This window comes from Escherichia sp. WS338, assembly GCF_046486405.1.
Taxonomy (GTDB): Bacteria; Pseudomonadota; Gammaproteobacteria; order Enterobacterales; family Enterobacteriaceae; genus Escherichia; species Escherichia coli.
On record NZ_JBJQLL010000005.1, the window covers coordinates 14,049 to 35,451 of the forward strand.

Below are 21,403 nucleotides of genomic sequence, written 5' to 3' on the forward strand. Positions count from 1 at the left end.
ACTAACTAATGAGAGAAGTTGAAATGAAATATCCGACAGGCGTGGAAAACCATGGAGGGAAATTACGTATCTGGTTTGTTTATAAAGGCGTAAGAGTCAGGGAAAATCTGGGGGTTCCTGACACAGCAAAAAACAGGCGCGTTGCAGGTGAACTACGCTCCTCTGTTTGTTACGCAATAAAAACTGGTGTTTTCGACTATGCAAAACAGTTTCCCTCCTCACGCAATCTGGAAAAATTTGGTGAGGCCCGACAAGATTTAACCATAAAAGAACTGGCTGAAAAATTTCTGGCACTGAAAGAAACTGAAGTCGCCAAAACATCACTCAACACATACCGTGCCGTCATCAAAAATATCCTGAGCATAATCGGTGAAAAAAATCTTGCCTCATCGATTAATAAAGAAAAATTACTGGAGGTTCGTAAAGAGCTACTGACTGGATACCAGATCCCCAAAAGTAACTATATTGTTACACAACCAGGGAGATCGGCTGTAACTGTAAATAATTACATGACAAATCTTAACGCCGTGTTCCAGTTTGGTGTTGATAACGGTTACCTGCCAGATAATCCGTTTAAGGGGATCTCGCCATTAAAGGAATCAAGAACCATTCCGGATCCTCTTTCGCGGGAGGAATTTATCCGTCTTATCGATGCGTGCAGAAATCAGCAAGCAAAAAATTTATGGTGTGTTTCTGTTTATACTGGCGTTCGCCCTGGTGAGCTGTGTGCACTTGGATGGGAGGACATAGATCTGAAAAATGGAACAATGATGATCAGGAGAAATTTAGCAAAAGACCGTTTCACGGTACCAAAAACACAGGCGGGAACCAATCGGGTCATTCATCTTATTAAGCCAGCAATCGACGCTCTCCGGAGTCAGATGACATTAACGAGACTGAGCAAAGAGCATATCATTGATGTTCACCTCAGAGAGTATGGCAGAACAGAAAAACAAAAATGCACCTTTGTTTTTCAACCTGAAGTGTCAGCGAGAGTAAAAAATTATGGTGACCATTTTACCGTTGACTCAATAAGGCAGATGTGGGACGCAGCGATAAAACGTGCCGGACTCCGCCATCGAAAATCATATCAGTCGAGACATACTTATGCCTGCTGGTCGCTGACAGCTGGTGCTAACCCGGCATTTATAGCAAACCAGATGGGCCATGCAGATGCGCAAATGGTATTTCAGGTATACGGAAAATGGATGTCTGAAAACAATAATGCACAGGTAGCTTTGTTAAATACACAGTTAAGCGAGTTTGCCCCAACCATGCCCCATAACGAAGCAATGAAAAATTAATTTAATATTTATCAAATAGTTGACACGTATGACTCTTGAAATCCATAAATTCAAGCGCAGTGCCCAGCCATCCCGATACTGCTGCTTTCACCAAATCCTTAGTGCTTCTTTCGTGTTTTTCTATTGTCATAATGGTTATCTCTAAAAAAGAGGTAAGATGCGTACTACTTACTCGCCGTTATTGGTATTATTCAGAAAAAGTGAGTAAGACTTTGCAGCAATGTTTTTGATCCTGTTCAAATAAACTAATGGCATCAGCAACATGCTGGAAATCAAACGTATGGGTAATTAATTTTTCTGGTTTAATTAACCCTTTACTTAACCAGTCGATAACGACCGGAAATTTATTTGCATTTAAGCGTGAAGAGAAAATAGAGAGTTCTTTTCCGGTAATTCCTTGCTGAATCACTTCAGACGGTTCACTGGAGAAGCCCATCAATACAATACGTGCCGCTGGAGAAGCCAGCGTTACAGCCTCTTTCAGGATAGAAGGATGACAAGCCGCATCGATAATTAATGTCGGCTTGATGCCTTTTTCAGCGAAACTCTCGCCAAGCGGTGTCTGGCTGTTATTAATCGCCCAGTCTGCCCCGCTCTCTTTCGCTTTTTCCAGTCGTTCATCAATGCGATCGGCAACAATCACATTTTTAACGTTATAGACGCCTTTTAATACCTGAACGATCGTCAGGCCGATTGGACCGGCACCGTAAACCAGAACGGTATCATTTTCAGTCGGTTGACCATGACCGGTAACGTTAGCCGCAATGGTAAAAGGTTCGATCATCACCGCATATTGATCGGCCACTGCTTCAGGAATTTTCCACGCATTTTTTGCCGGAACCACGGCATATTCACTGAAACCACCGTCAGCGTGCACACCTAATACAGCCAGTGTCGTACAAACGTTCGGCTTACCTATAGAGCACGGATAGCAATGCCCACAGCTGACCACCGGATCGACAGCAACGCGTTCACCGACTCTGGCGCTTTCCACGCCTTCACCCACTGCATCAATGACGCCAAAGAATTCATGACCAATGACGCGCGGATATTTCGCAAAAGGATTATGCCCACGATAAATATGGCTATCTGAACCACAAATTCCGGCAAGTTTCACTTTTACTCGTACTTCACCCGCTGACGGGGTGGGTATTTCGCGTTCGATAATTGCCAGTTGATTCGGTTTTTCAATTAAAATGCTTTTCATTATCTTACTCCTTACCAGTTCCACAGCGTGCCATCTTCCAGACGTGCGACTGGCAGATAAGCAGGTTCATAGGGATATTTCGCCGCCAGCTTTTCATCGAATTCGATGCCAAGACCCGGTTTGTCTCCCGGATGCATATAGCCGTTATCGAAAGTCCAGTTGTGCGGGAAGACTTCAAGCATTTGTTCGGAATAACCCATGTACTCCTGGACACCGAAATTGGGGACCCACAGATCAAAGTGCAGCGCCGCAGCCATGCAGACTGGTGACAAATCGGAAGGACCGTGTGAGCCAGTACGTACCTGATACAGCGAAGCAAAATCGGCAATCCGGCGCATACCGGTAATTCCGCCTGCATGGGTCAGCGTGGTACGGATATAATCGATAAGTTGCTCTTCAATCAGTTGCTTGCAGTCCCAGATGCTGTTGAAGACTTCACCCACCGCGATGGGTGTGACGGTATGTTGGCGAATGAGACGGAAGCATTCCTGGTTTTCCGCAGGCGTCGGGTCTTCCATCCAGAACATGCGATAATCTTCAATGCTTTTACCAAAGCGCGCCGCTTCAATAGGCGTTAAGCGATGGTGCATGTCATGCAGCAAATGTTCATTAAAACCAAACTTGTTACGTACCGCGTCAAACAATTTCGGCATGAAATCGAGGTATTTCTCCGTCGACCACAGCTGCTCTTCCGGCCACTGTCCTTTAGTTGCGGGTTCATAAGCCAGACCTTTACCTTTCGACATGCCGTAGGTGGTTTTCATACCAGGGATTCCGCACTGCACGCGGATGGCTTTGAATCCCAGCTCCTGATGACGAGCATAATCATCCAGAGCTTCATCAATACTGTGACCGGTGGTATGGCAATAAACCATCACCCCTTCACGAGACGCGCCGCCGAGTAACTGGTAAAGCGGCATGTTGGCAGCTTTGGCTTTAATATCCCACAGCGCCATATCAACCGCTGAAATGGCCGACATCGTCACCGGGCCGCGACGCCAGTAAGCACCTTTATAGAAAAACTGCCAGATATCTTCGATACGGTGTGCATCGCGACCAATAAGCTGCGGACAAAGGTGATCCTGCAAATAAGAGGCCACGGAAAGCTCACGTCCATTTAGGGTGGCATCCCCAAGGCCCGTAATACCGTCCTCAGTGGTGATTTTTAATGTGACGAAATTACGCCCCGGACAGGTAACAAAAACTTCAGCCTTTACGATCTTCATGTTCGATTCCTTGCATCGCTTGTCGTGATGCATGAAATCTACGCAACTGAGCTACTACCATACAAGTATGAAGATCAAAAAAAGCCGGAGTGATCACAAAAAAAGGCGTATATTTGCGCCGTGAATGGTTGACAAAAGATGAAATAGAATACCTTTTGTCAGCTGACACATCCTCGTATCTTATTGATAAAAGGGATTTATATTCCTACGTGCGCCCCCAGCCCGCAACAATGATCAACATGCCGCAAAGCGCAATCAACGCCCCCGTCCAGTCATAAAGACTCAGTTTCACGCCATCCACAACGCGCAGCCACATCAACGCCGTGCAGACATAAACGCCACCATAAGCGGCGTAAACACGCCCACTCGCCGCAGGATGCAACGTTAACAACCAGACAAACAGCGCCAGTGAAATCCCCGCCGGAAGCAACAGCCAGATACTGGCGTTTCGTTTTAACCACAACCAGGGCAGAAAGCATCCAATAATTTCACACAGCGCAGTAGCAAAAAATAGTAACGTTGTTTTAATCATCTTTGTCACTTATTGACATCACGTATAGTTATAGGGCGACATAATATCATCAATATAAACACCCTCCTTGAACGTTTTGCGTTCGCAGTGGATGGTGTAGAATCAGCTTTAATCATTCATACAGGGAATGAATTATGAAAATCACTCTCAGCAAACGAATCGGCCTGCTCGCTTTTCTGCTGCCTTGCGCACTGGCATTGAGCACAACTGTTCATGCCGAAAATAACAAACTGGTGATTGAGTCTGGCGACAGTGCACAAAGCCGCCAGCGCGCCGCTATGGAAAAAGAGCAATGGAATGACACGCGTAATCTGCGCCAGAAAGTGAATAAACGCACTGAAAAAGAGTGGGATAAAGCCGACGCTGCTTTTGATAACCGCGATAAATGTGAGCAAAGCGCCAACATCAATGCCTACTGGGAGCCAAATACTTTGCGCTGCCTGGACCGTCGAACTGGCCGCGTTATTACCCCCTAACCTGTTATTGATTTAAGGAATGTAAGGACACGTTATGCCAAGCGCCCACAGTGTTAAGCTACGCCCGCTGGAGCGTGAAGATTTACGCTATGTACATCAACTCGACAATAACGCCAGTGTGATGCGTTACTGGTTTGAGGAACCCTACGAAGCCTTTGTTGAACTCTCTGATCTGTACGATAAGCATATTCACGATCAGAGCGAACGGCGCTTTGTGGTGGAATGTGACGGCGAAAAAGCCGGTCTGGTGGAGCTGGTGGAAATTAACCATGTTCATCGCCGCGCAGAATTTCAGATAATTATCTCCCCAGAATATCAGGGGAAAGGTCTGGCAACGCGTGCCGCAAAATTAGCAATGGACTATGGCTTCACCGTTCTCAATCTCTATAAGCTGTATCTGATCGTCGATAAAGAGAATGAAAAAGCGATTCACATTTACCGCAAGCTTGGCTTTACGGTTGAAGGTGAATTGATGCATGAGTTCTTTATTAATGGTCAATATCGTAATGCCATTCGCATGTGCATATTCCAGCATCAGTATCTGGCAGAGCACAAAACACCGGGTCAGACTCTCCTGAAGCCGACCGCACAATAGCATTAATAATAATCGATAGTATTTTTGATGGTGTAAACCCGTTCGACGGCGGGTTTTACTCCTTCATCAACAATGATTAGCTGACAGTCCACCGGATTGGCGTGACTGTCATATTCACAGCTCTGTTTTACATTACCAACCCTTTGATTATTCAGTAAAGTAACCGCTGTGTAATCTAATTTTTTGATCGGATCCGTTGATGGCGTAGCGCTGACAGATAATGTTTTGTCGTTACTTTTCGTGGTTTTACCCAGCGGATACCCCTGATCATCATAGCGATATTCCATCTGCATCTGTTTGCTGCTGGCTTTAATCACAAAGCCATTATCATCGGTTTCCCAGCTCACCCCGGCAGAAGGTAATTCTGCTAGCTGGCATTTTCCCTGCAAACGAACTCTCTTCTCCAGTGTCTGGGCATCACGGTAATAATTGGCGTCCAGTACCAGGGCAACCACGGTATTATTTTCCAGATCCAGTAATTCGAGTGAATCAAAACAGCCTTCTTCCGACAAAGTCCCCGAAACACGTTTCGTCACTTCACCTTGCTCATCCATTAATGTCTGAGTGAAATCTTTTACCGGACCACGCAGCGGATCAAAATCGAATTCATTAGAGAAACTGGCCATCTCAGGGGTAAATGAAAGTGTTACCTCTGTGCGGTCACATCCTGTGAGGAATATCGCGAGTAAGCATGGCAGTAATTTGTATTTCACAACAGTCACCAGAGAGTAGAGATGATTCTCAATCATAGTAGCAAATACAGTACTTTACACGTTAAATGCTATGCTTAAAGAAGTTATCTTCGCGTAAGGAGCTTATGATGAAACGCTCAACCTGCTGTGCCGCGCTTCTGCTCGCCCTCGCCTCACCCGCGGTACTCGCCGCGCCGGGATCCTGTGAGCGCATACAGAGCGATATATCACAGCGCATTATCAATAATGGCGTACCCGAAAGCAGCTTCACGTTAAGTATTGTACCCAATGACCAGGTTGATCAGCCTGATTCCCAGGTCGTCGGGCATTGCGCTAATGATACGCATAAAATTCTCTACACCCGCACCACCAGCGGTAACGTCTCTGCTCCCGCGCAGTCTACCCAGGATGGCGCGCCTGCCGAACCGCAGTAATACATTATCGACTGCACGCCGGATACGACACATCCGGCGATTTGAATATACAACATAATCCCACCTTATTACTCATACCCTTCTATTGATATGGATTAATAATTCTTAACCCAAAATAGGTAGACTCCCTCTATTGTTAGCGCGCTAAATATTCAATATATAAACTTTTATATAACGATAAAGAACAGGGAGTGAGTTATGTCCAAAAATGAACAAATGGTGGGCATCAGCCGCAGAACACTCGTTAAATCTACCGCGATAGGTTCTCTGGCGCTGGCTGCAGGCGGTTTTTCTTTACCGTTCACCCTGCGCAGTGCAGCGGCAGCGGTACAACAAGCCAGCGAAAAAGTGGTCTGGGGTGCCTGTTCCGTCAACTGTGGTAGCCGCTGTGCACTTCGTCTACATGTTAAAGATAATGAAGTGACCTGGGTGGAAACTGACAACACCGGCAGCGATGAGTATGGCAATCATCAAGTACGCGCCTGTTTGCGCGGTCGCTCCATCCGTCGGCGTATTAATCATCCCGACCGCTTGAATTACCCAATGAAACGCGTGGGCAAACGCGGCGAAGGCAAATTCGAACGGATTAGCTGGGATGAAGCCCTGGATACTATCGCCAGTAGCCTGAAAAAAACCGTCGAACAATATGGCAATGAGGCTGTATATATTCAGTACTCTTCGGGGATTGTTGGCGGCAATATGACCCGCTCTTCGCCATCCGCCTCGGCGGTCAAACGCCTGATGAACTGCTACGGCGGTTCACTCAACCAGTATGGCTCCTACAGCACCGCGCAAATCTCCTGTGCCATGCCCTACACCTACGGCAGTAATGATGGCAACAGCACAACGGATATTGAAAACAGCAAGCTGGTCGTGATGTTTGGTAACAACCCGGCAGAAACCCGCATGAGCGGTGGTGGCATCACTTATCTTCTTGAAAAAGCGCGCGAGAAATCGAACGCAAAAATGATTGTTATCGATCCGCGATATACCGATACGGCTGCCGGTCGTGAAGACGAATGGCTTCCTATTCGCCCGGGCACCGATGCCGCGCTGGTTGCGGGTATTGCCTGGGTATTGATTAACGAAAATCTCGTTGATCAACCTTTTCTCGATAAATACTGCGTCGGCTATGACGAAAAAACCTTACCCGCAGATGCACCAAAAAATGGTCACTATAAAGCCTATATTCTTGGTGAAGGAGACGACAAAACAGCGAAAACGCCGCAGTGGGCTTCGCAAATTACCGGTATCCCGGTGGACCGTATCATCAAACTGGCGCGTGAAATTGGCACAGCAAAACCCGCTTATATCTGCCAGGGCTGGGGACCGCAACGCCAGGCAAACGGCGAGCTGACTGCACGCGCTATTGCGATGTTGCCTATTCTGACGGGCAATGTCGGCATCAGCGGCGGGAATAGTGGCGCGCGTGAATCGACCTATACCATTACCATAGAACGCCTGCCGGTGCTGGATAATCCGGTCAAAACGTCAATCTCCTGCTTCAGCTGGACGGATGCTATCGATCATGGCCCGCAAATGACGGCAATCCGCGACGGCGTCCGGGGCAAAGATAAACTGGATGTGCCCATTAAGTTCATCTGGAACTACGCGGGAAATACCCTGGTTAATCAGCATTCTGACATCAACAAAACGCATGAAATTCTGCAGGACGAATCGAAATGCGAAATGATTGTGGTCATCGAAAACTTTATGACCTCATCGGCAAAATATGCCGACATTCTGCTGCCAGACCTGATGACCGTTGAGCAGGAAGATATTATTCCTAACGACTACGCCGGTAACATGGGATATCTCATTTTCCTTCAGCCAGTCACCAGCGAAAAATTCGAACGCAAACCGATTTACTGGATCCTGAGTGAGGTCGCGAAACGTCTTGGACCTGACGTCTATCAAAAGTTCACAGAAGGTCGCACGCAGGAACAATGGTTACAACATCTGTACGCCAAAATGCTTGCCAAAGATCCGGCGTTACCGTCTTACGACGAACTGAAAAAAATGGGTATCTATAAGCGTAAAGATCCCAATGGTCATTTTGTCGCCTACAAAGCATTTCGTGACGACCCCGAGGCAAATCCACTTAAAACGCCTTCCGGTAAGATTGAAATTTATTCCAGCAAGCTGGCGGAAATTGCCCGTACCTGGGAACTGGAAAAAGATGAAGTGATAAGCCCACTGCCGGTTTATGCCTCAACCTTTGAAGGCTGGGACTCCCCTGAACGTAGTACTTTTCCACTGCAACTGTTTGGTTTCCATTACAAATCCCGTACTCACTCGACCTACGGCAACATTGATGTCCTGAAGGCTGCCTGCCGTCAGGAGGTGTGGATCAACCCTATTGACGCACAGAAACGTGGGATTGCCAACGGCGATATGGTGCGGGTGTATAACCATCGTGGCGAAGTTCGGCTACCAGCCAAAGTGACACCACGCATTCTCCCTGGGGTTAGCGCTATGGGCCAGGGAGCCTGGCACGAGGCCAATATGTCTGGCGATAAAATCGACCATGGCGGCTGTGTGAATACGCTAACCACTCTGCGCCCTTCACCACTGGCGAAGGGAAACCCGCAGCACACTAATCTGGTCGAGATCGAAAAAATATAACCCACTACAACCATAAATTCTGGCATGACATTTTGTTTGAAAAGCAATAAGTGAGTAATGATGAAAATCCATACCACAGAGGCGCTCATGAAGGCTGAAATCAGCCGTAGAAGTCTGATGAAAACCTCCGCACTTGGCAGTCTCGCGCTGGCAAGCAGTGCTTTCACTCTGCCATTTTCCCAAATGGTCCGAGCGGCAGAGGCACCGGTAGAAGAGAAAGCGGTCTGGAGTTCCTGCACCGTTAACTGCGGGAGCCGCTGTCTGTTACGTTTGCATGTGAAAGATGACACCGTGTACTGGGTGGAGTCTGATACGACAGGTGACGACGTCTACGGTAATCATCAGGTTCGAGCGTGTTTACGCGGGCGCTCTATCCGCCGACGGATGAATCATCCTGATAGGTTGAAATATCCCATGAAGCGTGTCGGCAAGCGCGGTGAAGGTAAATTTGAACGGATAAGTTGGGATGAAGCCCTGGATATCATCAGTGATAATCTTCGGCGGATCCTGAAAGAATACGGCAATGAGGCTGTACATGTCCTGTACGGAACAGGCGTAGATGGCGGAAACATCACCAACTCGAACGTCCCGTACCGTCTGATGAACTCTTGCGGTGGTTTTCTCAGTCGCTATGGCAGCTACAGTACCGCTCAAATCAGTGCCGCAATGAGTTATATGTTCGGTGCCAATGATGGCAACAGCCCGGATGATATCGCCAATACGAAACTGGTCGTTATGTTCGGAAATAACCCGGCAGAAACGCGGATGAGCGGCGGTGGTGTCACTTACTACGTCGAGCAAGCCCGCGAACGTTCAAATGCACGCATGATCGTCATCGATCCACGTTATAACGACACAGCTGCCGGACGTGAAGATGAATGGCTGCCCATTCGCCCTGGCACCGATGGAGCACTGGCCTGTGCGATTGCCTGGGTACTGATTACTGAAAACATGGTCGATCAGCCATTTCTCGACAAATATTGTGTTGGTTACGATGAAAAAACGCTGCCCGCCAACGCACCACGTAACGCGCATTATAAAGCCTATATTCTGGGCGAAGGGCCTGACGGCATAGCTAAAACGCCGGAATGGGCAGCAAAAATCACCAGCATACCGGCAGAAAAAATTATCCAGTTGGCACGAGAGATCGGTTCAGCAAAACCTGCTTATATTTGTCAGGGTTGGGGGCCACAACGACACTCCAACGGCGAACAAACGTCCCGCGCTATTGCCATGCTTTCCGTTCTCACCGGTAACGTCGGCATAAACGGCGGCAACTCAGGTGTACGCGAAGGTAGCTGGGATCTGGGGGTAGAATGGTTCCCGATGCTTGAGAATCCTGTTAAAACGCAGATTTCCGTCTTTACATGGACAGATGCCATCGACCACGGTACGGAAATGACCGCGACCCGTGATGGTGTTCGTGGAAAAGAAAAACTGGATGTCCCCATCAAGTTTTTATGGTGCTACGCCAGTAACACATTGATCAATCAACATGGCGACATCAATCACACCCATGAGGTGCTTCAGGATGACAGCAAGTGCGAGATGATTGTTGGCATTGACCACTTCATGACTGCCTCGGCTAAGTATTGCGATATCCTGTTGCCCGACCTGATGCCAACAGAGCAAGAAGACCTTATCTCTCATGAATCTGCCGGGAATATGGGCTATGTGATCCTCGCCCAACCCGCAACCTCAGCAAAATTTGAACGCAAACCCATCTACTGGATGCTGAGCGAAGTTGCCAAACGCTTAGGACCAGACGTTTATCAAACCTTTACTGAAGGCCGCAGTCAGCACGAATGGATCAAATATCTCCATGCGAAAACGAAGGAACGTAACCCTGAGATGCCCGACTACGAGGAGATGAAAACGACCGGGATCTTTAAGAAAAAATGCCCTGAAGAACACTACGTCGCTTTCCGCGCATTCCGTGAAGATCCACAGGCAAACCCGTTGAAAACACCTTCGGGGAAAATCGAAATTTATTCTGAACGACTGGCGACGATTGCGGATACCTGGGAATTGAAAAAAGATGAAATTATTCATCCCCTTCCTGCGTATACCCCAGGTTTTGATGGCTGGGACGATCCCCTGCGGAAAACCTATCCACTGCAGCTAACGGGCTTCCACTACAAAGCGCGTACCCACTCCAGCTACGGCAATATTGATGTGTTACAGCAGGCCTGCCCACAAGAGGTGTGGATCAACCCTATTGATGCTCAGGCACGCGGTATCCGTCATGGCGATACCGTGCGGGTATTTAACAATAATGGAGAAATGCTGATTGCCGCAAAAGTGACTCCGCGTATTCTGCCTGGCGTTACCGCCATCGGGCAAGGTGCGTGGCTTAAAGCGGATATGTTTGGTGACCGGGTCGATCACGGCGGCAGTATCAATATTCTGACCTCTCACCGCCCTTCACCGCTGGCAAAGGGAAACCCGTCGCACAGCAATCTTGTCCAGATCGAAAAGGTTTAAGGAGTAGCCCATGACCACACAATATGGATTTTTTATCGATTCCAGCCGCTGTACTGGCTGTAAAACCTGCGAACTGGCGTGCAAAGATTTTAAAGATCTTGGCCCGGAAGTCAGTTTCCGCCGTATTTATGAATATGCTGGCGGCGACTGGCAGGAAGATAATGGCGTCTGGCACCAGAACGTGTTCGCTTATTATCTCTCCATCTCCTGTAACCATTGCGATGACCCCGCATGTACAAAAGTCTGCCCCAGCGGCGCAATGCATAAGCGTGAAGATGGCTTTGTGGTGGTTGATGAAGATGTTTGTATCGGCTGCCGCTACTGCCACATGGCTTGTCCGTACGGCGCGCCACAGTACAATGCTGAAAAAGGACACATGACGAAGTGCGATGGTTGTTATTCGCGCGTCGCCGAGGGGAAACAACCCATATGTGTCGAATCCTGCCCGCTGCGTGCACTTGAGTTCGGTCCAATTGAAGAGCTGCGCCAGAAGCACGGCACTCTGGCTGCCGTCGCGCCACTACCGCGCGCGCATTTCACAAAACCCAATATCGTTATCAAACCTAACGCCAACAGCCGCCCGACCGGCGATACCACTGGTTATCTGGCTAATCCGGAGGAAGTGTAAAATGGGAAATGGATGGCATGAATGGCCACTGGTTATCTTTACCGTATTGGGTCAATGCGTAGTAGGCGCGCTGATTGTTAGCGGAATTGGCTGGTTCGCCGCCAATAATGACGCAGACCGTCAGCGTATTGTCCGTGGCATGTTTTTCCTCTGGCTGTTGATGGGCATCGGGTTTATTGCCTCTGTCATGCACCTGGGATCGCCACTGCGAGCGTTTAACTCGCTGAATCGAATCGGAGCTTCTGGTCTGAGTAACGAGATTGCTGCCGGTTCCATATTTTTTGCCGTTGGCGGATTATGGTGGCTGGTGGCAGTCATCGGTAAAATGCCGCAAGCGTTGGGGAAACTCTGGTTACTTGTCAGCATGGCGCTCGGCGTCATTTTCGTCTGGATGATGACCTGCGTGTATCAAATCGACACAGTGCCAACCTGGTATAACGGTTACACTACGCTGGCTTTCTTCCTGACAGTATTGTTGAGCGGTCCAATACTTGCTGCCACAATTCTGCGGGCAGCCCGCGTTACATTTAATACCACACCATTTGCCATCATTAGCGTTCTGGCGCTGATCGCTTGTGCCGGGGTGATTGTGCTGCAAGGTTTGTCTCTGGCGTCTATTCACTCATCCGTACAACAAGCCAGCGCACTGGTACCAGATTACGCCTCCTTACAGGTCTGGCGTGTGGTATTGTTATGCACAGGTCTAGGATGCTGGCTTTGTCCGCTCATTCGTCGCCGTGAACCTCACGTTGCCGGACTTATTCTGGGGCTAATCCTCATACTTGGCGGTGAGATGATCGGGCGTGTGCTCTTTTATGGCCTGCACATGACGGTAGGAATGGCTATTGCAGGTTAACAAATTGGTGCGGGGCAACCCGCACATTTCAGGATGTTAGGAATGACCCATTTTTCACAGCAAGATAATTTTTCTGTCGCGGCGCGCGTGTTGGGCGCGCTGTTTTATTACGCTCCAGAGAGTGCGGAAGCCGCACCTCTGGTTGCGGTACTCACCCGTGACGGCTGGGAAACTCAGTGGCCTCTACCAGAAGCGTCATTAGCGCCGCTGGTGACGGCTTTTCAGACACAGTGTGAAGAGACTCACGCCCAGGCCTGGCAGCGTTTGTTTGTCGGCCCGTGGGCACTGCCGTCTCCGCCGTGGGGATCGGTCTGGCTGGATCGCGAATCTGTGCTGTTTGGCGATTCAACATTGGCACTTCGTCAGTGGATGCGCGAGAAAGGCATTCAGTTTGAAATGAAGCAAAACGAACCGGAAGATCATTTTGGTTCACTGCTGTTGATGGCTGCGTGGTTGGCGGAGAATGGTCGCCAGACAGAATGCGAAGAATTGCTGGCATGGCACCTTTTTCCGTGGTCAACACGATTTCTTGACGTTTTTATCGAAAAAGCAGAACACCCTTTCTACCGTGCACTGGGGGAACTGGCTCGCTTAACGCTGGCGCAATGGCAATCACAACTGTTGATTCCTGTCGCGGTTAAACCACTCTTTCGATAGGATCACCGTAATATTGCCGGATGGTGGCGATTACGCGCAATTCGGCAATAATAGGTTACAGTGTCACGTTTTTTATCTCTTAAAGCACGCACTGCTTTTGCGGCTGGCCTCTTTTGCCGCAAAATAGTCGCCCGTGTTTCATTGCCCATTTCTGCTCATGCATCATCTACACATCTATCCGGATCTGCGCACTATGTTCCGCCGTCTGCTTATCGCAACAGTCGTCGGTATTCTTGCGGCCTTTGCCGTTGCCGGGTTTCGTCATGCAATGCTGCTACTGGAGTGGTTGTTCCTCAATAATGACTCCGGCAGTCTGGTCAATGCAGCGACAAATCTTTCCCCCTGGCGACGGCTGCTAACTCCGGCGCTCGGCGGACTGGCGGCGGGTTTGTTGCTGATGGGCTGGCAGAAATTTACCCAGCAACGCCCTCATGCGCCGACCGATTACATGGAAGCGTTGCAAACCGATGGGCAGTTTGATTACGCAGCAAGCCTGGTTAAATCCCTTGCCTCGCTGCTGGTAGTAACCAGCGGCAGTGCAATTGGTCGCGAAGGTGCGATGATTCTTTTAGCTGCCCTTGCCGCCTCCTGTTTTGCGCAACGTTTTACGCCACGCCAGGAGTGGAAATTATGGATCGCCTGTGGAGCTGCGGCGGGAATGGCTGCGGCCTATCGCGCCCCGCTTGCTGGCAGTTTATTTATAGCCGAAGTGCTGTTTGGCACTATGATGTTGGCCTCTCTCGGCCCGGTGATTATTTCCGCCGTCGTGGCGTTGCTGGTTAGCAATCTGATTAATCATAGCGACGCGTTACTCTACAGCGTACAACTCTCAGTGACGGTTCAGGCTCGTGACTATGCGCTGATTATCAGTACAGGTGTGCTGGCAGGTCTGTGCGGACCACTGTTGTTAACGTTGATGAACGCCTGTCATCGTGGATTTGTAAGTCTCAAACTTGCGCCGCCCTGGCAACTGGCACTGGGCGGGTTGATCGTGGGTCTGCTTTCCCTGTTCACACCTGCAGTGTGGGGCAACGGCTATAGCACCGTACAATCCTTTTTAACCGCCCCGCCACTGTTAATGATCATTGCCGGGATCTTCCTCTGTAAACTGTTTGCCGTGCTGGCGAGTAGTGGTTCTGGCGCGCCCGGTGGTGTCTTTACACCGACGCTATTTATCGGTCTTGCCATTGGCATGTTGTATGGTCGTAGCCTGGGATTATGGTTCCCTGATGGCGAAGAAATTACGCTTTTACTCGGATTGACCGGGATGGCGACACTGTTGGCGGCAACCACGCACGCGCCGATTATGTCGACGTTGATGATATGTGAAATGACCGGGGAGTATCAGCTACTCCCCGGTTTATTGATTGCCTGCGTAATTGCGTCGGTAATTTCGCGGACGTTACACCGTGACTCTATCTACCGCCAGCACACTGCGAAGCATAGCTAAGCGGATGTATTGCCCCAGTTCACGCTGTTCGGCGCGCGGCAGATAAGGCAGTTCACCAATGAGCGGTGCCGGAAGTTTTTTACCGAGCACATCAATGATTTCCGCATAATGCGCCAGTCCTGGATTGATTCGGTTAGCCACCCAGCCAATGAGCGGCAGCCCGTCGTTGGCAATCGCCTGAGCTGTTAGTAGTGCATGGTTAATGCAACCTTCCTGAATACCGACAACCATCAATACCGGCAGTTGTTCCTGCACCACCCATTCAGAGAGCGGACGCAAATCATTCATCAGACTGCGCCAGCCGCCAGTCCCTTCTACCACGACATGATCGACTTTATCGGTCAGGTTTGCCAGGCCGTTTGAAATGAGGGTGTAATTGATTGGGCAACTGTGCGCCACGCTACTTTCTTCTTCGCTTAACGCGATAGGATTAACTGCTTCATAAGGCAGTTCGATGGTTGAAACACTCTGCAACACCAGGGCATCTTTATTACGCAGCCCTTCGGGTGTCTCTTTGCTCCCCTTCGCTACGGGTTTATATCCCGCAACCGTTTTTCCCTGGGAGGCTAACGCTTGTAGCAATGCGCGGGAAACCACCGTTTTCCCTACAGAAGTGTCTGTACCGGTAATAAAGAAACGCTTCAGCATCACTAACTCCACCGTTATGCTTCACAAATATAAACCAGGAAAATAATTAACCTTGAAAGTCTAAGTTATGCTTTCCTGGCCCAAATTGAGATAGCGCAAATTTTGGTAGAACAGTTAAAAAATGTTAACCCTGCAACAGACGAATCAACAAAGAACCGTTATACATCGCGTCTTTTACCAGCGCAGCCCCTGCCATCGTACCCTGGTTAGAAAACTGAGTACTCTCAACGCTAATGTGCTGACTATACGCAGGAAGGGCCTGCTGACGGATGCTGTCCGAGATGACCGGGAAGAGGATATCTGCCGCTTTACTTAACGGTGAGCCAATCAGTATTTTTTGTGGGTTAAATAAATTCACCATGATGGCAAGAATGCGCCCTACATGCGCGCCCACCCCGGTAATGATGTCTTTTGCCAGTAGATCGCCGCGCAATGCCGCCTGACACAATGAATCCACGGTTAACGGCTGTCCATGTAACATCGAGCTCATGGATTGATTGAGACGCAGCTGTGCCAGCTCAAGAATACTGTCCACACTGGCGATGGTTTCGAGGCAGCCGTGATTCCCGCAATAACAGCGTTTCCCATACGGGTCGACCTGCGTGTGACCTATTTCCACGAGGCTACTGCTGCCTGCGTGTAGCAGATGACCATCGGTAATGACGCCCGCCCCCACGTTGTGATCGATAACCACCTGAATCACATCGCGCGCCCCGCGTGAGGCACCAAACAAGGCCTCAGCCATCGTCCATGCGCTGATATCATGCTGAATATAAACCGGTACGCCGGTATGCTGCTCCAGCGCCTCGCCGAGCGGCATCTCTTTTACATCCTCGTAGAACGGCATGCGATGTACAATACCATTTTCCGTATCAATAATTCCCGGCAAGGTTATGGCAATCGAAGTCAGACGCTCAAGTTTTTTCTGGTGGCGGATAAAAAACTGATCGATATGGGAAATGATACGATCCAGCAATGGCGAGTCATCTTTTAACGCCAGTTCCTGCGACTCCTCCACTACCAGTTTGCTGCTCAGATCGCGCAAAGCAAGGAAAATCTCCCCGCGACTAATGCGCAGAGAAAGATAGTGCCAGGCTTCAGTTTCAACCACCAGCCCCACTGCCGGACGGCCACGGTTCCCCGCTTCTTTGATTTCCAGCTCTTGCACCAGGTGTGCTTCGAGCATCTCACGGACAATTTTAGTGATACTGGCAGGAGCCAGCTGCGCCAGACGGGAAAGATCGATACGCGAGACTGGACCAAGCTGATCAATCAGGCGATAAACCGCGCCCGCGTTGGTCTGCTTTATTTGATCAATGTGCCCAGGCTGATTTTCAGCAACCACCGCATACTCCCTATATTTTCGCGCTCCGAAATAATCTGTAGGCTATGGTGAAGCACTTCAATACGTGTCGTCAAATTTTTACTTAGGCATGTGATTAACAGCACATTTTTCGGGCTTTTTCGCTGAAATTTCCCTCACCTGAGAGCATTCAGCAGATGAATACGAAAGTTACGCGCAGCCGGACTTTGTTCATGGTGTTTCGGCCAGACCAACCACATTTCAGAAACCGCATCCTCTTCAGCAATCGGCACCCAGCGCATTTCGTTGAGCTGAACACGTTTAAATGACGCAGGCAAAATTGAAACACCCAGACCAGCGGAAACCAGACCGATGATGGTCATTGCCTCACCCACCTCCTGAGTGATGACGGGCGTCAAATTGTAACGTCGCATCAGCCCGAGAATATCGTCATACAGCCCTGTCCCTACGTGCGGATCAAAAAAGACAAAGGGTTCTTTCGCCAGTTCAGCCAGCGTTACACTCGGGTTATTTGCCAGGGGATGATCGTGCGGGATCATCGCCATAAGCGGTTCATGGACGATGACTGCGTGTTCAAGCGTCTCCGGTAACGCTGTGTTACGCAGCAATCCCATATCCAGCGTTCCTTCAATGAGCGGAGCGATTTGCTCGCGAGTGTTCATTTCGCGGGTTTGTAAATGGACATCGGGATAATCACGGCGAAACAGCGATAACGTATCGGACACCGCCCGAATAAAAGGAGCGGACGAAGTAAAACCAATGCGCAACTCCCCCGCTTCGCCCTGATGCAGCCTTTCAGCGCGAGCGGCAGCATCATCCACCATAGACAGGATTTGCCGACTATCTACAAGAAACTGTTTTCCTGCTTCCGTCAGCAATACACTGCGATTAGTTCGTGCCAGCAGTCGGGCACCAATTTGTTGCTCCAGCGCCTGAATCTGCTGACTTAGCGGCGGTTGCGAAATATTCAGGCGGGCAGCGGCGCGCCCGAAATGCAGCTCTTCTGCAACAGCAACAAAGTAACGCAGATGACGAAGTTCAATATTCATATTTAAAACATCTTATTTGAGATTATTAATATATTAGACAGAACAATTCGATTTTCCTAATCTATTCATAAGCCTGATCCACAGGCATATTTAGCAAGGATTTCAAGTGAGCCGTACTACAACTGTTGATGGCGCTCCGGCAAGCGACACTGACAAGCAAAGCATTTCTCAGCCAAATCAATTTATTAAACGCGGTACGCCGCAATTTATGCGCGTCACCCTGGCGCTGTTCTCTGCCGGACTGGCAACCTTCGCACTTCTCTATTGTGTGCAACCTATCCTTCCGGTGCTTTCGCAGGAGTTTGGCTTAACGCCCGCGAACAGTAGTATTTCACTGTCCATTTCCACGGCGATGTTGGCTATCGGTTTGCTGTTTACTGGCCCGTTATCCGATGCCATTGGTCGCAAACCAGTGATGGTCACGGCGCTACTGTTGGCCTCCATTTGTACGTTACTTTCGACAATGATGACCAGCTGGCACGGCATTTTGATTATGCGCGCCTTGATTGGGCTTTCGTTAAGTGGCGTAGCAGCTGTTGGCATGACTTATCTTAGCGAGGAAATCCACCCCAGTTTCGTGGCCTTTTCGATGGGGTTGTATATCAGCGGCAACTCAATTGGCGGCATGAGCGGACGCTTAATTAGCGGTGTCTTCACGGACTTTTTCAACTGGCGAATTGCGCTGGCGGCAATCGGTTGTTTCGCGCTGGCCTCGGCGTTAATGTTCTGGAAAATCCTCCCTGAATCACGCCATTTTCGCCCGACTTCACTGCGCCCTAAGACGTTATTCATCAACTTTCGTCTGCACTGGCGTGACCGGGGATTACCGTTATTGTTCGCAGAAGGCTTTTTGCTGATGGGGTCGTTCGTCACGCTGTTTAATTACGTCGGCTATCGGTTGATGCTCTCCCCCTGGCATGTCAGCCAGGCCGTGGTTGGCTTATTATCGCTGGCTTATTTGACCGGTACATGGAGCTCACCCAAAGCCGGAACCATGACCACCCGCTATGGGCGCGGTCCGGTGATGTTGTTTTCGACGGGGGTTATGCTGTTTGGTTTACTGATGACCTTATTTAGCTCGCTGTGGCTGATCTTTGCCGGAATGTTACTCTTCTCAGCCGGATTCTTCGCAGCCCACTCAGTAGCCAGCAGCTGGATCGGCCCCCGCGCAAAACGCGCTAAAGGCCAGGCCTCCTCGCTGTATCTGTTCAGTTACTATCTGGGGTCGAGTATTGCCGGGACGCTGGGTGGTGTTTTCTGGCATAACTATGGCTGGAACGGCGTCGGCGCATTTATTGCTCTGATGCTGGTCATTGCTCTGCTGGTCGGGACGCGTTTGCATCATCGTCTGCACGCCTGAAAAAATAAGTCCGGACTGAGGTAAATACCCGTCCGGACTTATTGCCTGCTCAAACCAACGTTAATAGCCATCCTAAAATAGACGAAGCGCCAGCCAATTCCCGCAGCGCATCTAGTGTCATCAGGATTATAAGTACCCAAATAAACGGATTCATTTTGCTGTGTGTCATTTATTACTGATGCGCAGTTATTCTACCGCTTTGTAAGTAGTAAAATAGTTAACACGATCAAGACTACTATTATTGGTAGATGAATTTTCCTTAAGTCACAATACGTTATTATCAACGCTGTAATTTATTCAGCGTTTGTACATATCGTTACACGCTGAAACCAACCACTCACGGAAGTCTGCCATTCCCAGGGATATAGTTATTTCAACGGCCCCGCAGTGGGGTTAAATGAAAAAACAAATTGAGGGTATGACAATGAAAAAAGTATTAGCTCTGGTTGTTGCCGCTGCTATGGGTCTGTCTTCTGCTGCCTTTGCTGCAGAGACTGCGACCACACCTGCTCCGACTGCGACGACCACCAAAGCAGCGCCTGCGAAAACCACACATCATAAAAAACAGCATAAAGCAGCACCTGCCCAGAAAGCGCAGGCGGCTAAAAAGCATCATAAAAATGCCAAAGCTGAACAGAAAGCTCCTGAACAAAAAGCGCAGGCAGCGAAGAAACACGCCAAGAAACACAGCCATCAGCAACCGGCAAAACCTGCTGCACAACCCGCAGCGTAAGTTTTCAACAGTAATGCTGGCGCGCCCCCTCGCGCCTGAAAATTACGGTGCTAAACGGGTAACGTTTAGCACCGCCTTTAGCGGAGGGTAGTATGGTGGGCCGTTATCGCTTTGAGTTCATTCTTATCATCCTTATTTTATGCGCACTGATTGCCGCCCGTTTTTATCTTTCCTGATCGTAGTTATCTGATTTTACTCCCACTTTCATCCCGTCCCGTCTATAGTATTTATGAGGGTTTGCTTTTAATAATCATAATTACCCACCAGAGTGTGATATGCGTAGAACCATTGCTGTAGTGTTGGGTGCAATTAGTTTGACGTCTGCTTTTGTGTTTGCAGATAAACCAGACGTTGCCAAATCGGCAAACGATGAGGTCAGCACCCTGTTTTTTGGTCATGATGATCGTGTGCCAGTGAATGACACGACCCAATCACCGTGGGATGCGGTTGGCCAACTGGAAACGGCCAGCGGCAATTTATGTACAGCGACGCTGATTGCACCCAATCTGGCATTAACGGCAGGACACTGTTTATTGACGCCGCCAAAGGGTAAAGCCGATAAAGCGGTAGCGCTGCGTTTCGTGTCAAATAAAGGTCTTTGGCGCTATGAGATCCACGACATAGAAGGCCGCGTTGATCCGACACTGGGAAAGCGGTTAAAAGCAGATGGGGATGGTTGGATTGTTCCTCCCGCAGCTGCGCCGTGGGACTTCGGTTTGATTGTGCTACGTAATCCCCCTTCTGGCATTACACCATTGCCGTTATTTGAGGGAGATAAAGCCACGCTTACCGCCGCATTAAAAGCGGCAGGTCGTAAAGTGACTCAGGCGGGATACCCTGAAGATCATCTCGATACGTTGTACAGTCATCAAAACTGTGAAGTGACTGGCTGGGCGCAAACGTCGGTGATGTCGCATCAGTGCGATACCTTGCCGGGTGACAGCGGTTCGCCTCTGATGTTGCATACCGATGACGGCTGGCAATTAATTGGGGTGCAAAGTTCGGCTCCTGCCGCGAAAGATCGCTGGCGCGCCGATAACCGGGCCATTTCTGTTACTGGTTTTCGCGACAAGCTGGATCAACTGTCGCAAAAATAATGTTCAAACGCTGCCCGACAGCGCGG

The 21,403-nt window shown here is 49.4% G+C and carries 22 protein-coding genes; 14 read left to right on the forward strand and 8 right to left on the reverse strand.

Annotated features, from left to right (window positions below):
- Nucleotides 1-23 precede the first annotated feature (23 nt).
- A complete protein-coding gene (locus ACJHWT_RS05580) occupies nt 24-1,304 on the forward strand; it encodes a tyrosine-type recombinase/integrase (RefSeq protein ID WP_000877006.1) in 1,281 nt (426 codons plus the stop codon).
- Nucleotides 1,305-1,491: 187 nt separating this feature from the next.
- Here the strand turns inward: ACJHWT_RS05580 and ACJHWT_RS05585 are convergent, their stop codons facing one another.
- The 3 genes from ACJHWT_RS05585 to ACJHWT_RS05595 form a co-directional block, all read right to left on the reverse strand.
- A complete protein-coding gene (locus tag ACJHWT_RS05585) occupies nt 1,492-2,511 on the reverse strand; it encodes a Zn-dependent oxidoreductase (RefSeq protein ID WP_000836040.1) in 1,020 nt (339 codons plus the stop codon).
- An 11-nt stretch (nt 2,512-2,522) separates the two neighbouring features.
- Nucleotides 2,523-3,737 carry a starvation-sensing protein RspA gene (gene rspA / locus ACJHWT_RS05590; protein WP_001295394.1) on the reverse strand — a complete coding sequence of 405 codons (1,215 nt, stop codon included), beginning with the start codon at nt 3,735-3,737 and terminating at the stop codon, nt 2,523-2,525.
- A 205-nt stretch (nt 3,738-3,942) separates the two neighbouring features.
- Nucleotides 3,943-4,269 (reverse strand): YnfA family protein, encoded by a 327-nt coding sequence (locus tag ACJHWT_RS05595; protein ID WP_001295395.1) that lies wholly within the window; start codon nt 4,267-4,269, stop codon nt 3,943-3,945.
- 134 nt (nt 4,270-4,403) lie between these two features.
- Here ACJHWT_RS05595 and ACJHWT_RS05600 point away from each other — a divergent pair, with 134 nt between their 5' ends.
- Nucleotides 4,404-4,745 (forward strand): DUF1283 family protein, encoded by a 342-nt coding sequence (locus tag ACJHWT_RS05600; protein WP_000705195.1) that lies wholly within the window; start codon nt 4,404-4,406, stop codon nt 4,743-4,745.
- 34 nt (nt 4,746-4,779) lie between these two features.
- Entirely contained in the window at nt 4,780-5,340 is a 561-nt protein-coding gene (gene speG, locus ACJHWT_RS05605) for a spermidine N1-acetyltransferase (RefSeq protein WP_001138584.1), read from the forward strand.
- Nucleotides 5,341-5,342: 2 nt separating this feature from the next.
- On the opposite strand, the gene ACJHWT_RS05610 is transcribed toward speG, so the two are convergent.
- Nucleotides 5,343-6,053 carry a YnfC family lipoprotein gene (locus ACJHWT_RS05610; RefSeq protein WP_001445899.1) on the reverse strand — a complete coding sequence of 237 codons (711 nt, stop codon included), beginning with the start codon at nt 6,051-6,053 and terminating at the stop codon, nt 5,343-5,345.
- Nucleotides 6,054-6,160: 107 nt separating this feature from the next.
- Between ACJHWT_RS05610 and ACJHWT_RS05615 the strand changes: the two genes are divergently transcribed.
- From ACJHWT_RS05615 to clcB, 7 genes are all read left to right on the forward strand, one after another.
- Nucleotides 6,161-6,466, forward strand: coding sequence for a DUF1161 domain-containing protein (locus ACJHWT_RS05615; protein WP_001317855.1), 306 nt, complete (start codon nt 6,161-6,163; stop codon nt 6,464-6,466).
- Between the two features lie 198 nt (nt 6,467-6,664).
- On the forward strand, nt 6,665-9,091 hold the full coding sequence (gene ynfE, locus ACJHWT_RS05620; protein WP_000041658.1) for a selenate/tellurate reductase subunit YnfE: 2,427 nt from the start codon (nt 6,665-6,667) through the stop codon (nt 9,089-9,091).
- A 60-nt stretch (nt 9,092-9,151) separates the two neighbouring features.
- Nucleotides 9,152-11,575, forward strand: a complete 2,424-nt coding sequence (ynfF, locus tag ACJHWT_RS05625; protein ID WP_001695753.1) for a selenate/tellurate reductase subunit YnfF — start codon at nt 9,152-9,154, stop codon at nt 11,573-11,575.
- A gap of 10 nt (nt 11,576-11,585) precedes the next feature.
- Entirely contained in the window at nt 11,586-12,203 is a 618-nt protein-coding gene (gene ynfG / locus ACJHWT_RS05630) for a DMSO reductase like molybdoenzyme iron-sulfur subunit YnfG (RefSeq protein ID WP_000213028.1), read from the forward strand.
- Nucleotide 12,204: 1 nt separating this feature from the next.
- Nucleotides 12,205-13,059, forward strand: coding sequence for a selenate reductase membrane anchor subunit YnfH (ynfH, locus tag ACJHWT_RS05635; protein ID WP_000526519.1), 855 nt, complete (start codon nt 12,205-12,207; stop codon nt 13,057-13,059).
- A 42-nt stretch (nt 13,060-13,101) separates the two neighbouring features.
- Nucleotides 13,102-13,716 carry a Tat proofreading chaperone DmsD gene (gene dmsD, locus ACJHWT_RS05640; RefSeq protein WP_000148698.1) on the forward strand — a complete coding sequence of 205 codons (615 nt, stop codon included), beginning with the start codon at nt 13,102-13,104 and terminating at the stop codon, nt 13,714-13,716.
- Nucleotides 13,717-13,873: 157 nt separating this feature from the next.
- Nucleotides 13,874-15,166 (forward strand): voltage-gated ClC-type chloride channel ClcB, encoded by a 1,293-nt coding sequence (clcB, locus tag ACJHWT_RS05645; RefSeq protein WP_071586384.1) that lies wholly within the window; start codon nt 13,874-13,876, stop codon nt 15,164-15,166.
- On the opposite strand, the gene bioD is transcribed toward clcB, so the two are convergent.
- The 3 genes from bioD to ACJHWT_RS05660 all read right to left on the reverse strand — a co-directional run bounded on the left by bioD (nt 15,119) and on the right by ACJHWT_RS05660 (nt 18,187).
- Nucleotides 15,119-15,814, reverse strand: a complete 696-nt coding sequence (gene bioD / locus ACJHWT_RS05650) for a dethiobiotin synthase (protein ID WP_000919226.1) — start codon at nt 15,812-15,814, stop codon at nt 15,119-15,121. The genes clcB and bioD overlap by 48 nt on opposite strands.
- Nucleotides 15,815-15,938: 124 nt before the next feature.
- The gene (gene mlc / locus ACJHWT_RS05655; RefSeq protein ID WP_000225276.1) at nt 15,939-17,159 is read right to left on the reverse strand and encodes a sugar metabolism global transcriptional regulator Mlc; all 1,221 of its coding nucleotides are present in this window, start codon (nt 17,157-17,159) and stop codon (nt 15,939-15,941) included.
- Between the two features lie 134 nt (nt 17,160-17,293).
- Nucleotides 17,294-18,187, reverse strand: a complete 894-nt coding sequence (locus ACJHWT_RS05660; RefSeq protein ID WP_001019561.1) for a LysR family transcriptional regulator — start codon at nt 18,185-18,187, stop codon at nt 17,294-17,296.
- 106 nt (nt 18,188-18,293) lie between these two features.
- Between ACJHWT_RS05660 and ACJHWT_RS05665 the strand changes: the two genes are divergently transcribed.
- Nucleotides 18,294-19,547 carry an MFS transporter gene (locus tag ACJHWT_RS05665; RefSeq protein ID WP_000091847.1) on the forward strand — a complete coding sequence of 418 codons (1,254 nt, stop codon included), beginning with the start codon at nt 18,294-18,296 and terminating at the stop codon, nt 19,545-19,547.
- 49 nt (nt 19,548-19,596) lie between these two features.
- Here the strand turns inward: ACJHWT_RS05665 and ACJHWT_RS05670 are convergent, their stop codons facing one another.
- A complete protein-coding gene (locus ACJHWT_RS05670) occupies nt 19,597-19,716 on the reverse strand; it encodes a KPN_01571 family protein (protein WP_001299090.1) in 120 nt (39 codons plus the stop codon).
- A 255-nt stretch (nt 19,717-19,971) separates the two neighbouring features.
- Between ACJHWT_RS05670 and asr the strand changes: the two genes are divergently transcribed.
- The 3 genes from asr to ACJHWT_RS05685 all read left to right on the forward strand — a co-directional run bounded on the left by asr (nt 19,972) and on the right by ACJHWT_RS05685 (nt 21,377).
- A complete protein-coding gene (gene asr / locus ACJHWT_RS05675; protein WP_001362115.1) occupies nt 19,972-20,280 on the forward strand; it encodes an acid resistance repetitive basic protein Asr in 309 nt (102 codons plus the stop codon).
- Between the two features lie 92 nt (nt 20,281-20,372).
- Nucleotides 20,373-20,456, forward strand: coding sequence for a hypothetical protein (locus tag ACJHWT_RS05680; protein ID WP_000233090.1), 84 nt, complete (start codon nt 20,373-20,375; stop codon nt 20,454-20,456).
- Nucleotides 20,457-20,555: 99 nt separating this feature from the next.
- On the forward strand, nt 20,556-21,377 hold the full coding sequence (locus ACJHWT_RS05685) for a trypsin-like serine peptidase (protein WP_001254970.1): 822 nt from the start codon (nt 20,556-20,558) through the stop codon (nt 21,375-21,377).
- Nucleotides 21,378-21,403 lie beyond the last annotated feature (26 nt).